Genomic DNA, 14,409 nt, shown 5'->3' on the forward strand with positions numbered 1-14,409 from the left:
AAACCTGTTCACGAACAGTCACGAGCAGCGGTCAGCAGGGTACAGAAGCCCTGGTTACAGCTGTGCAACAGGACCGTGAGCAGATTCTGAGACAAGGTAATACAGGGTGGGGGGTTACCCCATCCCGCGTCTTGCCATCGTTTGATCCCCCATACGTCGTGGAGCACTGCTATGCAAAACAATGCCGCAGGGAACATTTATTCAAACGCATTCAACTTCAGCAGCTTTGTTACAACCGGAGTGGACCCAAGGACGGGCCTGTATACCTGTTCGTTGTCGCTCGGCGAAATTCAGTCTGCTGCTTTGAATGGGCCCACCTTGCCTGTTGCGCTGTCGTTCAATCCTCTGGGCGGTGACGATGCCGGCCTGGGGATCGGCTGGTCGATTGCGCTGACGCGTTATGACCGTATTGCCAAAGTGTTCACATTGAGTACGGGTGAACGTTTCAAGGCAGTTGAGACGTCGGATGGGCTCCGTCTAACAGACCAGAAACTGAATTTCTTCCGGGTCCAGAAGCATGCAACAGGTTATCGGGTCATACACAAAAACGGCACCATCGAAGAGCTATCGTTTCAGGCCGGTAGCCACATAGCGCTACCGGTTCGTGTTGTGGCTGCCAATGGTGTGGCCATTTCCTTGGGCTACACGCAGTATGGTGGGCAGCCGGCCCTTGCTGATATCAAAGATCACCAACGCACGCTTTTAACCATTGATCGTACGAGCATAAGCAATGTGACGATTACCCTGTATCCGGGCAGCGCTAGCCAAGCGGTGTTCCGGATGGGGTTGAACAATCAATTGGTGACAATGCTCAACTTGCCCGACAACGCCGGCCAGTGGGCATTCCAGTATGAAATACGTGGCGGATGCCAGGTAATCACACGTGTCCAGTCGCCTGCGGGGGCGTTGGAAACCCTGCAATACAAGGAGGATGGCCATCAGCTTCCACCTGGTGCGCCAGTCAACCACCTGCCGTATGTGATTTCGCATATCGTCGCGCCGGGGCAGGGTCAGCCCTCAATGGAGAAGCGCTATCAATATTCCGACCGCAACTTTCTTGGATTTGGCGCACTGAGCAGTTGGTCCAATGATGGCGACAACCTGTACCTGATCAATACGCAGTATGAATACACCTCAACTGAGCACACCTATCTGGATGGTAAAAGTTTCATTTTCACGGTGCGCACGTATAACCACTTCCATCTCCAGACAGCAGAGGTTACCCGGTGCGGCACCACTGAAAAGTCGACACTGACGACCTACCCGCTGATACCTGGCAAGCACTTCAATGATCAGCCTGCACAATGTCAGCTCCCTAGGCAACGCACTGTTCAGTATCGCGATGAGACCGCGCGTGAACCGCGCAAAGACGTACTGCAGACTGAATTCGACGAATACGGCAATCTGCTGAAACAGATCGAAGAGACGGGCATCACCACCGAGCACACCTACTATCCGGCGACTGGTGGAACGGGTTGTCCTGCGGACCCATTCGGATTTGTCCGCTCGCTTAAGCTGACCCGGACTTTGCCTGCTGCAACTGGTGATCTGACACCGGCACCAGCCAAGGAAACACGCTACCAGTACCAACAGCTGCAAGCCTTGAACGGGCAGGGAGTGCATCTGGTCAGAACTCGCCAGGAGACCTACGAGCTACAGGTTGCACAAACGGTTCCGCTGACGGTTGTTTGCTACCAATACTTGCAAGCGCCGACGGATGCGGCGATGCATGGCCGGTTGCTTCAGCATCAACTGACCCTGAAAGGCTCCGGTGGTGACTATTCCACGACGACGCAACACAGCTACTTGGTTGCTCAGGATGAACTGACGTTGACTGCGACCTTGACTGGTTATGATGGCCAGACCTCGACGCAATGCCGTACCGTCTCTGCGCTGAATGGGCTTGAGCGTGAGGTGCAAAATGCGGATGGTATGCACCTTACCTATCGCCATGACGCGTTGGGACGGATTGTTACGGAAGTCTCCGCACCCGGTACGGCCTATGAGGCTGCTCGACGCTACGTCTACACAACTGCAACCGATAGTGCGCCGGCACAGATGACGACTACGGACGTCAACGGTACCCAGGTCCGTCATGAATACGATGGGTTAGGACGTGTCGTCCGGGTATTGCGAGAAGATATCGACTCCGGTGGGCAGGCGGCGGGTACATGGCGGTTGACGGAGGAAACACAACACAACGCCCTGGGTCAGGTCAGCCAGGTGACCGAAATTGATTGGATCGAGGGGACCGCGATCAGGGTCGGCCGGCAGCTGACTTACGATGGTTGGGGGAACCCATTAAGCACGCTTCACGACAACGGCGTGAGGGAGTATGCCGAGGTTGACCCTATCGGACGTTCAGTTACACATTGGTTGGCCGGCCAGGGTAAGACGGCGACACGCCACAATGTATTTGATAAGCCTGTTGAGGTTACGCGTCTAGACCTGCAGGGCAAGACCGTCAGCAAAACCCTTTATGCCTATGATGGGTTTGGCCGGACTATCAAGCAGGTTGATGCCGCAGGCAACGAAACTCGTTATACGTATGATGCATTCGACAGGCTCACATCGACCCGTCTACCGGATGGGATCGAGGTTGAAAGTACCTATGCCATGCATACCATGGAGGCACAACCGGTCTTGATTCGGTTGGATGGCAGTGTAGCGGGTGAGCAAACCTTTGATGGCTTGGGTCGGTTGATTGCACGTACCGTCGGCGGTCGGCGGCATACCTTTCAATATCAGGGCAGTGCGCCGAAACCGGCTAGGCAACAGACACCACAGGGAGTCACGATCGACTACCAATACCAACCCGATCTGGAGTTTGCCTTAACGCGGCGAACAACAGCGGGGCTGGATGACAGCTTCCAATACCAAACCAGAAGTGCACAGCTGACAGAATCGATTGCTGAAGGGCAGACCAGGCGACGCGAGTATTACCCTTCAGGTCTGTTGAGAGCCGAGCATGTGGATGCGCTAGGGAAGCTGGCTACCAGCCATTATCGCTATTCCCTGGGCGGCAAGCCCCTTGGCTATACCGGCATTGCTGGCGATGAGCAGGTCACGGGCTACGACAGTTATGGACGGCCTGCGAGTTACCAGGCAGGCAGCCTTCGCACCACTGTCGCTTATGATGCGCATAGCAGACCATCCAAAGTGCAGGTCAAGGACCAGGCAACGGATCTGATGTTGACGACTAGCTTGCAGTACGACGATTTCGGTCGTGAGGTGCAACGAGTCATTGAAGTCCCCAGGCAAGCAACACAGACCCTGACCCTGGAATACACATCGACCGATAAGCTGGCACGACGGTTACTGAAGTCAGGTAATACGATCGAACGGGATGAAACCTTCGACTATGACACGCGGGGGCGGTTGGTTTCCTACCAGTGCCTGGGGCAATCGCAACCAACCGATAGCGCAGGTAAAAAAATCCTTCGCCAGGTTTTTGTCTTCGATGCGTGGGACAACATTGTCCGTATGGAGACCGAATTTCCAGGTGGCAGGAATATTGCAAGCTTTGCCTATGCTGCCGAAGATCCAACGCAATTGACGAGCGTGAGCAACTCCCATGCGGATTATCCAGTTTCGGTGCAATTCAGCTACGACGCAGCGGGCAATCTGCTGAATGACGAGCATGGGCGGCAACTTCGCTATGACACGCTGGGGCGTTTGCAGGAAGTCGTCGCAGGTAATGCTGACGTCTGCCGATATGGTTACGATGCAAACGATGCATTGGTAGTCCAATCCTTGGCAGATGGAACAGCCAGGCATCTGTATTACCGAGATGAGCGCATCGCTCATGAACGTGTGGGCAAAGACCTGGTCAGCGTTTTGCAGCTGGCGGATCAATGTCTGGCGCAACGCAATGACTCTAATGCCTCTCAAACATTGCTGCTCGGTACGGATCGCCAGCAGTCAGTCCTGAGCGTGGTTGGCAGCACTGGACGGCAACTTCTCGCTTATACGCCTTATGGCGATCAGCCGTCAGCATCCAGCTTGTCTTTGTTATTGGGCTTCAATGGGGAACGTATTGATCCGGTAACCGGGTGGTACTTACTGGGTAATGGTTATCGTGCCTACAACCCGGGTTTGATGCGCTTTCATAGCCCGGATAGCTGGAGTCCGTTTGAAGGCGGTGGGCTCAATCCCTATGCCTATTGTCAGGGGGACCCAATCAACTTCGTTGACCCCACGGGACATCTTAATTGGAAAGCGATTCTGGGCATCGTACTGGGTGCTGTAGGCATTGTTGTTGCGGTGGCGTCCTTGGGTACCGGTGCGGCTATCTCGGCGGGTCTGATTTCAGCAGGCGCAGGCCTGACGGCGTTCGCGGCTACCGGTTATGTATCGGCAGGGTTGGCGTTGGCGGGCATCGCTGCGGGCGCAACGGGCATTGCCTCTGCGGCCTTGTCGGAAAAAGATCCTCATACGTCGAATATCTTAGGGTGGGTGTCGCTTGGCCTTGGCGTTGGTTCATCAGTGTTGGGTGGTCTCAGCGCAGGTATCGGTTCTGGCATCAGTACAACGACCCGGGTATGGGCCGCTGGCATGGCAACATCTGGGTTGTTGGCTGGTGGTGCGGATGCAGCATCCAAGTTGTTGGTGGATGTCAGCCCGCTGGCATCGGAAATCCTGAGCTGGGTTTCACTTGGGTTGGGGGCGGGGGCCTTGGTGGTAGGTGGGGCTACGACGATTCGGCAGGGCCGTGTGAGTGGTCAGTACACTGCTGGCCACTTTCCCGACGCAGGTACCAGTATGGGCCATGCCGGCACTTACCGGCCGCGCTCTAACAGCGCTCCTGCGGTACGCGGCTTACCAACTGAAGCGGGTGCGACGGTAAGTCAACTTTTTGGCGCAGTGAGGCAGATTGCATCTGCGCCACCTACCGAGTTTCGTCGAATCAGAAGCCTGTCATTTGGCTAAAATCCAAGCGTTAGCAACAAAACCGCAACGTAACCGTTGCGGTTTTGTATATGGTTAACCCTGTGTTACCCCAGCTCATTGCACAGACAACCAATGTTCATTGTGGGAAAAACTTTCCACCAGGAAGTCCAGCATGGTGCGCAGGGTTGCTGGCATTTGCTTGCGTGAGGCAAATACACCATGAATACCCATTTGGGCTGGTTGATAATCTGGCAACAGAGCGATCAACTGCCCTGACTGAATCAAGGGCATTGCGGAATAGGCAGGTTGCAGCGTGATGCCGGCACCACTGAGCGCCGCTTCCAGCAGAACGGTAGATTCGTTGGCGCTGAGGTTGCCGCTGACGGGTACCGATACCGGTTCATTGTGATGGGTGAAATCCCAAAGGCTTTTGCCGAAATAGGAGTAGGTCAGACAGTTGTGTTGGGCAAGCTGTTCGGCATGCTTGGGTGAGCCGTGTTCATTTAAATAACCAGCGGATGCGCAGACTACAGAACGGCAAGTTGCGAGTTTGCGGGCAATCAGGTTTGGATCGAGTTGATTGGTGATGCGGATGGCAAGGTCGACACGTTCCTCCACCAGGTTCACGGTTCGGTCTACCAACCATAGGTCGACTGCGGTAGCGGGATAACGCTTTACATAGGTAGTGACAACACGAGCCAGGAAGGCTTGCCCCAGCGACATGCTGCAGGTCAGGCGCAGCATGCCTTTGGGGGCATCCTCCGGGGTGATCACCTGGGACTGGATATCATCGGCAATGCCGAGTAACTGCCGGCATCTGGGCAGTGTTTCGTTGCCGGCATCTGTCAGGCTGAGTCTACGGGTCGTTCGGTGTAACAGTCGTGCGCCTACCCAGTTTTCTACTTCCGCCAGATAGCGCGACACCATGGCTCGCGACATATCGAGTCTATCCGCTGCTGCAGATAGCGACCCACGGTCCACGACTTCCACGAATACCCTCATCGCAGTCAGGCGATCCATGATTGGCTCGATTTGTGCAATAAACTAGCCCTAATTATGCGGTTTATTTGGCTGATATACGCAACTAATATGCAGGCACTAACTGTTCACCCACTGATTGGAGCCTCCCATGTTTCGCCAAGCCTACTTAAAGACTACCCTGACTACCGCGCTTTCGCTGCTTGCTTTGACTGCATCGCAAAGTGCATTGGCTGCCTCGACTGACCTTGATATGACGGTATACAACCCCGGTGAAGCCGCTATCTTCCCGGTATCGTCTGAGCTGATTGTCGGTAAGAAGGAGGCGATACTGATTGACGCCCAATTCTCAACGGCCGATGGCGCCAAGCTGGTTGAAAAGATCAAGCAAAGCGGCAAGAAGCTCACCACCATCTACATCAGTCATGGTGATCCAGACTTCTACTTTGGTCTTGAACCGCTGCGCGCTGCTTTTCCTGACGCACGCATCATTGCAACCCAACCTACTATCGACCATATCCGTCATTCCATGAAGGGCAAATTGGCGTTCTGGGGGCCCAAACTGGGCGCAAATGCACCTAAGCAGCTTTATGTGCCATCACCGCTCAAAGGTAACAACTTGAGCCTGGAAGGCAAAAAGTTGGAGGTGATCGGTTTGAATGGCCCGAATACCGAAATGTCGTTTGTCTGGATTCCTGCGCTAAAAGCCGTAGTAGGTGGTGTACCGGTGGTAGGTAACAGCCATGTCTGGATGGCCGATGCGCAAACCAAACAGGCCCGTGCGGACTGGTTGAAGACCTTGCAGAAGATCGAAGACCTGAAGCCGGAAGTTGTCGTGCCTGGTCACTTCACCAAAGATGCGCCGCAGACATTGGAATCCGTCCGGTTTACCCGTGACTACATCCAGACGTTTGAGCGTGAAATGGCCAAGGCAAAGAACTCAGGCGAACTGATTGCCGCCATGAAACAGCAGTATCCGCAGTTGGAGGACCTATCGAGCCTGGAGCTGAGCGCCAAAGTGGCAATGGGTGAGATGAAGTGGCCGGCGGAATAAGCTTGCTCTGACTGTGCAGCAAGGTTGGAATAAATAGCCCGCATGCGGGCTATTTATTTTTCAACGGCAGAATTACATCTGCTTGAACAGATGATTGAAGCTGCGGCTTACTTCCAGCTTTTCGTCGCTGCCCCTCACATGAACAATCTGTTGGCCTCGAAAATCCCGGCTGATTTCCTTCACTGCATCGACCTTGACCAGGGTAGCGCGGTGGATTTGCCAGAATTCGTCGGGGTCCAGCTCCTCGACCAGCTCTTTGATGGGTTTGCGTATCAACGCTTCAAAGCTTTCGGTCTGTACCCGGGTGTATTTGTCCTCGGCTCGGAAAAACAGGATGTCGCTGGTGGGAATCATCCGGATGCTATTGCCCACGCTGGCCTGTACCCAACGCAGGTATTCACGCGGTTTGAGATCGGATCCGCCAAGACGCTGTGACAGTTGGGCCAGCAGATCCTCCATGGGGTGGGGGGTAGCATGCAGCCGGTCGCGCAGGCGCTGACAGGTCTGGGCAACGCGTTCGGGGTCGGCCGGCTTGAGCAGATAATCGACCGCGCCTTGCTCGAAGGCGCTGATGGCGTATTGGTCGTAGGCTGTGACAAACACCACATGAACCTGGCCTGCAAGGGCTTTGGCAGCTGCAATACCATCCATTTCCGGCATGCGGATATCGAGGAAGACGATATCGGGCTCTTGGCTGCGCGCCATCGCCACAGCTTCGCGGCCGTTGCTGGCTTCGCCGACGATGACGAGTTCTGGCCAAGCCGTTTTGAGGCGTGCAGTAATCTGCTCACGCATCAGGCGTTCATCGTCTGCAATGATGGCGGTGGGGGAGGGTTTATGGCTCATGCTGGCGATGGTTGTTGGGTAGCATCGGTATGAAGGGGTACAACCTCATACGGTACTTTGATGGTGGCAAGGGTACCGCCTTCCGGTGGTACGCTGATGATCAGCTCCGCACGACCGTTATAGAGTACCTTCAGGCGTTCGCGGATATTAGCCAGTCCGACGCCGCCACCGCCCTTGGGCATGAAGCCCATGCCGGTATCGAGTACGTGTACGGCCAACAGGCCATCGACAATTTCTGCACTGATTTCCAGTCGGCCGCCTTCAGCTTTTGGTTCCAGACCGTGCTTGATCGCATTTTCTACCAGCGTTTGTAGCATCAGCGAGGGAAAGACAGCAGACTTCAGTCCTTCCGGCACGGTGATTTTGGTTTGCAGCCGCTCTTCCATCCGCACTGCCATGATCTCTAGGAACGCGCTCGACAAATCGGCTTGTTGCCCAAGGGACGGCCTGTTGCCTGCTCGCATCTGCGGCATGGCGGAGCGAAGGTAGCGGATCAGGCTCTGCTGCATCTTGGAGGCGCGCGGTGGGTCGGTCTGGATAAGCTGGTCGATACTGGCAAGCGTGTTGAACAGAAAATGCGGCTCAATCTGGGCCTGCAGCGCCTCCATGCGAGCCTCAAGCACCATGCGCTCCAGTGTTTCAGTTTCTGCCCGCTCGGTAGCCTGGGTGGCGGTAAGCTCGGCTTTACGCTTGCCCCCGGCCAGAATCTTGACGATGAAGGAGGCGATGATCAGCAGGAAGATGAAATCGTCTGCGCCAAACGGCCCGCCCAGAATAAGCACCAGCAGCGAGATAATCAGCAGTGTTTTCCAGGGTACAACAGCCAGCCAGTCGAAAAAACGCCACCATAAAACCACGGCACCGTCACGCATCATACGTAAGGTCTGCTTGGTGTCTGGCGGCGAAGCGGGCTTGCTTGGGTCTTGGTCATCCGGCGCGGTATTGTGGCTGGGCTGATCGGTATTCATAGGGCTCGTCCTTGCGCTAACTTATCATGCACCAAGCTTATGGGCAGGAAACGTAGTCCTCCATTATGCAGGGATGCAATGCGCTTTGAGGGGGATGAAATGCCTGAAAACAAGATGTTTGGCGTAATGGATATACCTCATTCTTCACGGGCCGGCGCCAGCACACACCGATTACCATTGGTTTCCATTGGGGTGACGATGCCCGCCTGTTCCATCTGGTCGATCAACCGTGCTGCGCGGTTATACCCGATGCGCAGTTCGCGCTGCACTGACGAAATGGAGGCTTTACGCGTGCGGATGACGAAGGCGACGGCTTTGTCGTACATCTCGTCGCTTTCTCCGTCGCCACCGCTTCCGCTCAGGCCGAACTCACCGCCCCCCGAACTTTCACCGCCCATGCCTTCCACTTGCCCGGTGAGGATGCCCTCAATGTAATTCGGCTCGCCTTGCGACTTGAGGAATTCGACGACGGCGTGGACTTCTTCATCGGCCACGAATGCGCCGTGGATACGCTGCGGGTAGCCAGTACCGGGTGGTAGGAAGAGCCCATCACCCTGGCCGAGCAGACTTTCTGCACCCATCTGGTCGAGAATGGTACGGGAGTCGATCTTGCTTGATACCTGAAATGCGCAGCGGGTAGGGATGTTGGCTTTGATCAGACCGGTGATGACGTCCACCGACGGACGTTGTGTCGCCAGAATCAGATGTATACCGGCGGCTCGGGCTTTCTGCGCCAAGCGGGCGATAAGCTGCTCGATCTGCTTACCAGCTACCATCATCAGGTCGGCCAATTCATCGATCAGCACCACAATCAGCGGTAACGGTTCAAGTGGCTCGGGGCTGTCCGGCGTCAGGCTGAAGGGATTGGTCAATTTCTCGCCGCGTTTGGCGGCTTCCTTCACCTTGGCGTTGAAGCCCGCAAGGTTACGCACGCCCATGGCGCTCATCAGCCGGTAGCGTTTCTCCATTTCCGCCACACACCAGTTGAGCGCGTTGGCGGCATGCTTCATATCGGTGACCACCGGGGCCAGCAGATGGGGAATACCTTCGTAGATCGAGAGCTCCAGCATTTTCGGGTCGACCATGATCAACCGCACTTCCTCGGGCGTGGCCTTGTAGAGGAAGGAGAGAATGATGGCATTCATGGCCACGGACTTACCCGACCCGGTCGTACCGGCTACCAGCATATGCGGCGCCTTGGCGAGGTCAGTCACTACCGGTTTGCCGGAGATATCCTTACCCATGGCCATGCTCAAGAGCGATGACGAATCGTGATAAGCCTGGGAGCCGAGGATCTCGGACAGGCGAACGATCTGCCGCTTCGGGTTGGGTAGCTCCAGGCCCATATAGGTCTTGCCTGGAATGGTCTCCACCACCCGTATGCTGACGAGTGACAGGGCACGCGCCAAGTCCTTCATCAGATTCACGATCTGCGAGCCCTTTACCCCTACAGCCGGCTCTACTTCGTAACGGGTGATCACCGGGCCTGGGTAGGCTGCAACCACCTTGACCTCTACGCCAAACTCAGCCAGCTTGCGTTCGATCAGGCGTGAAGTGAATTCGATGGTTTCGTGGCTGACGACTTCCTGCATGGGTGGCGGTGGCGACAGCAAGGTGATGCTGGGCAGCTCGCTGCTACTGCTGGTAATCAGTGCGGGCGTCTTCTTGCTGACGGTCTTTTGCTTGGCATGTACGGAGGCGTTGTTTGCCACTTCTTCTTCCCAGGGCGGGAGTTCCTCCTTGGCAAACAATGAGGGTTGGGCCGCCGCGAGTTTGATTTTTTCCTGATTCTTTTGTTCTTGCTCTATTTCCCGGAGCACCGCCTTGGAAGGGGGAATCTCCAAGGTGGGTTCTTCAATACGTATAGCCGGTGCGTCATCGAACCGTTTCTTCTCCACGGTTACACGTTGTTCACGGGCCTGGGCGGCCGAAGCGCCGATTTTCCGGTCCTGTTGGGCTTGCCAGCGGTTGAAAACAGCCATCGCTTTGTCTTCGACCCAGCCGCCGACTTTTTCCATCAGCTCCAGCCAGGAGATACCGACAAACAGCGATAGGCCGATACCCAAGCCGGCGATCAATACCAAGGTCGCACCGATAAAGCCCACGCCATGAAAAAGCCAGCTGCCCAGGGCGAACCCCAGGATGCCGCCCGGCTTATCGGGCAGCGCCCAACCGAGCCCATGCAGACGCAACGCTTCCATGCTGCTGCTGGAGAGCAGCAATAGCAGGTATCCACTGACAGCAACCGTTGCCAGACGATGGTTCTGTTGGATTTTTTCGAGCCGTCGATAGCCCCACAGGATTGCAGCGATGCAGAATACGACCCACCACCAGGCGGAGAAGCCAAATACGGCGAGCAGAACATCAGCCAGCCAGGCGCCGAAGTTTCCACCCTTGTTATGTACGGATATCTGGGTTGCTGTATGCGACCAGCCGGGGTCCGAAGGGTTGTAACTGGCAAGAATGATGACCAGATAGATGCCTGCAACCACGGCGGCAAGCCACCAGCTTTCACGCAATATAGTAGTAAGCTGTGGTGGCAGCGGGTTGGATGTGCGAGCGGAACGCTTGGGTTCATTCTTGGGACGGCGTGAGAAGAACATGGCAACGCTTGAAAGGAGAATTGGCTTGATTATACCCACTGCATAAAGCCTGTCCGTGAACTTGCTGCATTGCAGTAATCACGATATAGGCACCGGGTGTAACACTGTGCAAACAGGAACTTGAACGACAGATTAAAGCCAGTAAGGGGTAGGGGCAAACCCGGGATAACGGAAAAATCCGTTGCAATGGCTTGTATGCCTTCCCCAATGCGGTACTCACTCCAAAAAACGTTTTTGCCAGCCCAGGTATAGCCGGTAGATGTGATCCTTCATGGCCTCGGCTGAGTCGAAATGAATCGGGTCGATCGGCTCGAAAACATGATAGTCGGCACGAGGATTCTGCGAGGTGGCAATCTGCCACAGTTTTTCCAGCAGATGCTCATCACCCCATTCAAAGGTCGCCTGTGCCTGGTAATGCAAAAAGACCGGCAAAATCGGCACGCCACTTTCATAGCTGGCGATAAACGCGCCATTGAAGAAACGCCCAGCCAGCCGTCGGCCTTTGCAGCCGCCCTCTGGATAAAGCGCGAGGTTGCTGCCACTACGGGCGGTATCGACCAAGGCCTGCGTAGCGGCTTTGCGTGAATCGGAAGACTCGCGTTTGACGAACAGGGTGCCGGAGGCCACAGCCACTCTACCCACAATCCACCAGTCAGCCACTTCGGCTTTGGCAAGGGAACGGACCGGAAACAAAGCGGGGATGCCGATGTCTTCGAAGATGGAAGGGTGATTGGCGATCAACACATAGCGTTGTGGGAGATTGCCCCTGTAGTGCTGGTGCAATCGCAGGTCCACCCCCAGTGCCCGTACAAAGCTGCGGCACCATGTGCGAAAGGGGATTGGGTAGACGCGTTTTACTAAGACAGCTGGCAGCTGTGCCAGCGCGAGCATGAAGACCGTAAAAAGCGCCAGCTCTACTATTGCCAAAAGGCGCCAGAGCAGTTTGAGCAGCGCAATCATCGCGGCGGGAGTCCTGTTGATTGCTTGAAAGGGCAGTTCAGTACAACTGAGCTAAGTACATCAACCCGGTTCGGGGTAACTGTGGCACAAAACGATCAAGCCAGGAATCCACGCAGTTTGTTCTCGATAATGCGCGGGTTTTCGCCCTGGGCAATGCCGATCAGACCTTCCATGACCATGTCGCGACGCCTTATCTCTGCAGCTATCAGCTGTTTGAGTTTGTTGCCGATGGGCAGGAACAACAGATTGGCGGAACCTACGCCGTAAATCGTCGCTACAAAAGCCACGGCTATGCCCGACCCAAGTTTGCTGGGCTCGGTGAGATTTTCCATCACATGAATGAGCCCCATCACCGCACCGAGAATACCGATGGTGGGTGCATAGCCACCTGCGGAATCCCATATTCGGGCTGCAGCACGGTGTTTATCCTCATAGCTGCCGATTTCCAGCTCCATGGCATGGCGTATCGCTTCTGGCTCTGCGCCATCAACCAGCAGCTGAAGGGCCCGCTTCACAAACGGGTCCTTTTCGGCCATCGCGGGGGTTTCCAAGGCCAGAAGACCGCCACGGCGGGCTGTGTTGCTCCAGTGCACGATGGTTCTGACCCAGGAATCCATCTCGATTTGCGGCGAGACCAGAATCCACTTCAGCATGCGTACGCCCATTACAAAGCTCGCTAGTTGGCTTTGCAGCAACACTGCGCCCAGGGTGCCGCCGATGACGATCAGGAAGGCGGTGCCTTGTATGAGCGAGGTGACCTTGCCGCCTTCAAGTATTTGACCGCCAATAATGGCGGCAATGCTGAGCAACAGGCCGATCAGGCTTAATCTGTCCATGGGTATGGGCAATCATCCATCTTTTTGGCGAACTCGCCGGGTTTATAGCAGATTTCCCTGCGTGGGCACGGGCTTGCACAGCAGGTGTGGATTATTTGTCTGTCCAATCCCGTAGTTTTGCGCGTAAACGGGTTACTGCCTGGCTATGCAACTGACTGACGCGGGACTCGGTAACATGTAATACCGCGCCGATTTCCTTCAGGTTGAGTTCCTGTTCGTAGTAAAGCGCCATCACCATCTTTTCCCGCTCGGGCAATTCGCTGATGCCTGCAATCAATACTCGGCGAAAATCACTGTCATCCAATTCATGCAACGGGTCGGCATCCTGGTCGGTTGCCATCGAGTCGAGTGCGTTACGGCCTTCTTCCTCCGCGTCGGTGTCATCGTAATAAATCAGCTGGTGGCCGCGGCAGTCAGCCAGCAGTTCCTGATAGGCGCTGAGGGAGAGGCCCATTTCCGCGGCGACTTCCGTCTCAGTCGGCGCATGGCCAAGGCTGTGCCCCAGTTTGACGAGCGCTGCCTCAATATCGCGTGCCGAACGACGCAACTGGCGTGGCAGCCAGTCTGTCTCGCGTAATTCATCCAGCATGGCACCGCGTATGCGCTGAGTGGCAAAGGTTTCAAACTGCACGCCGGCGTCAGGGTCGAAATTACGTGCTGCCTCCATCAAGCCGATCAAGCCCGCCTGGATCAGGTCGTCCACCTCTACGCTCGCAGGTAGCCGCGCCACCATATGGTAGGCGAGCTTCTTGACCAGCGGCGCGTGGGCATTCACGCGTACCTCCACTGGGTCGGTTGCATGTTGCGTGTAGGCGCCTATGGCGCGGGAGGAGGGCATGCGCAAAGTCAAAAACGAGGAGAGTAGCCTTCTTTATGCGCCAGACCGGCGAGGATTACCAAGTTCTACGTTTAGTACTTGGCGCCCGGGTGTTGGACCCAGGTTAACAACCGCTACTCTGACTGGCAATTTCAGGGGCTTTTACCCGCGCAGTCTGTGTCCTGGCTGCTGCACTCAACCTACTCAAAGTCTGCTGCGCGTCGGCGATACAGCGTTGAAAACGCCCTCGGAATGCTCATTTACCTTAAGTAAACTCCGCTTCCTCGGCTGTTTCCGCCTTGTCTCGTCTTAGCTCGCGAGACTTTGAACTGAGGTAGCCTGAATTCCGTAGACACACCTGATTGGTAAACTTGAGCCAACAGGAGGCTGCGGTGAGTAAGAGAGAAACACAAAGCTATACGTCGGAATACCGAGCGGAAGCCATCAAGTTAGTGCT

The 14,409-nt window shown here is 55.7% G+C and carries 9 protein-coding genes; 2 read left to right on the plus strand and 7 right to left on the minus strand.

Going from position 1 to position 14,409, the window contains the following annotated elements:
- Window positions 1-171: 171 nt before the first annotated feature.
- The gene (locus tag ACUHMQ_RS12015; RefSeq protein WP_445295701.1) at window positions 172-4,929 is read left to right on the plus strand and encodes an RHS repeat-associated core domain-containing protein; all 4,758 of its coding nucleotides are present in this window, start codon (window positions 172-174) and stop codon (window positions 4,927-4,929) included.
- 75 nt (window positions 4,930-5,004) lie between these two features.
- Here ACUHMQ_RS12015 and ACUHMQ_RS12020 read toward each other — a convergent pair whose 3' ends face one another.
- Entirely contained in the window at window positions 5,005-5,910 is a 906-nt protein-coding gene (locus tag ACUHMQ_RS12020) for a LysR family transcriptional regulator (RefSeq protein WP_445295702.1), read from the minus strand.
- Window positions 5,911-6,019: 109 nt separating this feature from the next.
- On the opposite strand from ACUHMQ_RS12020, the gene ACUHMQ_RS12025 reads away from it, so the two are divergent.
- Window positions 6,020-6,922 carry an MBL fold metallo-hydrolase gene (locus ACUHMQ_RS12025; protein ID WP_445295703.1) on the plus strand — a complete coding sequence of 301 codons (903 nt, stop codon included), beginning with the start codon at window positions 6,020-6,022 and terminating at the stop codon, window positions 6,920-6,922.
- Window positions 6,923-6,994: 72 nt separating this feature from the next.
- Here the strand turns inward: ACUHMQ_RS12025 and ACUHMQ_RS12030 are convergent, their stop codons facing one another.
- The 6 genes from ACUHMQ_RS12030 to ACUHMQ_RS12055 form a co-directional block, all read right to left on the minus strand.
- Window positions 6,995-7,768 (minus strand): LytR/AlgR family response regulator transcription factor, encoded by a 774-nt coding sequence (locus ACUHMQ_RS12030; RefSeq protein ID WP_445295704.1) that lies wholly within the window; start codon window positions 7,766-7,768, stop codon window positions 6,995-6,997.
- Entirely contained in the window at window positions 7,765-8,736 is a 972-nt protein-coding gene (locus ACUHMQ_RS12035) for a sensor histidine kinase (protein ID WP_445295705.1), read from the minus strand. The genes ACUHMQ_RS12030 and ACUHMQ_RS12035 overlap by 4 nt, the downstream gene beginning before the upstream one ends.
- Before the next feature lie 137 nt (window positions 8,737-8,873).
- Window positions 8,874-11,339 carry a DNA translocase FtsK gene (locus tag ACUHMQ_RS12040; protein ID WP_445295706.1) on the minus strand — a complete coding sequence of 822 codons (2,466 nt, stop codon included), beginning with the start codon at window positions 11,337-11,339 and terminating at the stop codon, window positions 8,874-8,876.
- A 216-nt stretch (window positions 11,340-11,555) separates the two neighbouring features.
- Window positions 11,556-12,299 (minus strand): lysophospholipid acyltransferase family protein, encoded by a 744-nt coding sequence (locus ACUHMQ_RS12045; RefSeq protein WP_445295707.1) that lies wholly within the window; start codon window positions 12,297-12,299, stop codon window positions 11,556-11,558.
- A 95-nt stretch (window positions 12,300-12,394) separates the two neighbouring features.
- Window positions 12,395-13,135, minus strand: a complete 741-nt coding sequence (locus ACUHMQ_RS12050; RefSeq protein ID WP_445295708.1) for a flagellar motor protein — start codon at window positions 13,133-13,135, stop codon at window positions 12,395-12,397.
- Between the two features lie 91 nt (window positions 13,136-13,226).
- On the minus strand, window positions 13,227-13,973 hold the full coding sequence (locus ACUHMQ_RS12055; RefSeq protein ID WP_445295709.1) for an RNA polymerase sigma factor FliA: 747 nt from the start codon (window positions 13,971-13,973) through the stop codon (window positions 13,227-13,229).
- Between the last annotated feature and the right edge of the window lie 436 nt (window positions 13,974-14,409).

The sequence above is a fragment of the Chitinimonas violaceus genome, assembly GCF_052601015.1.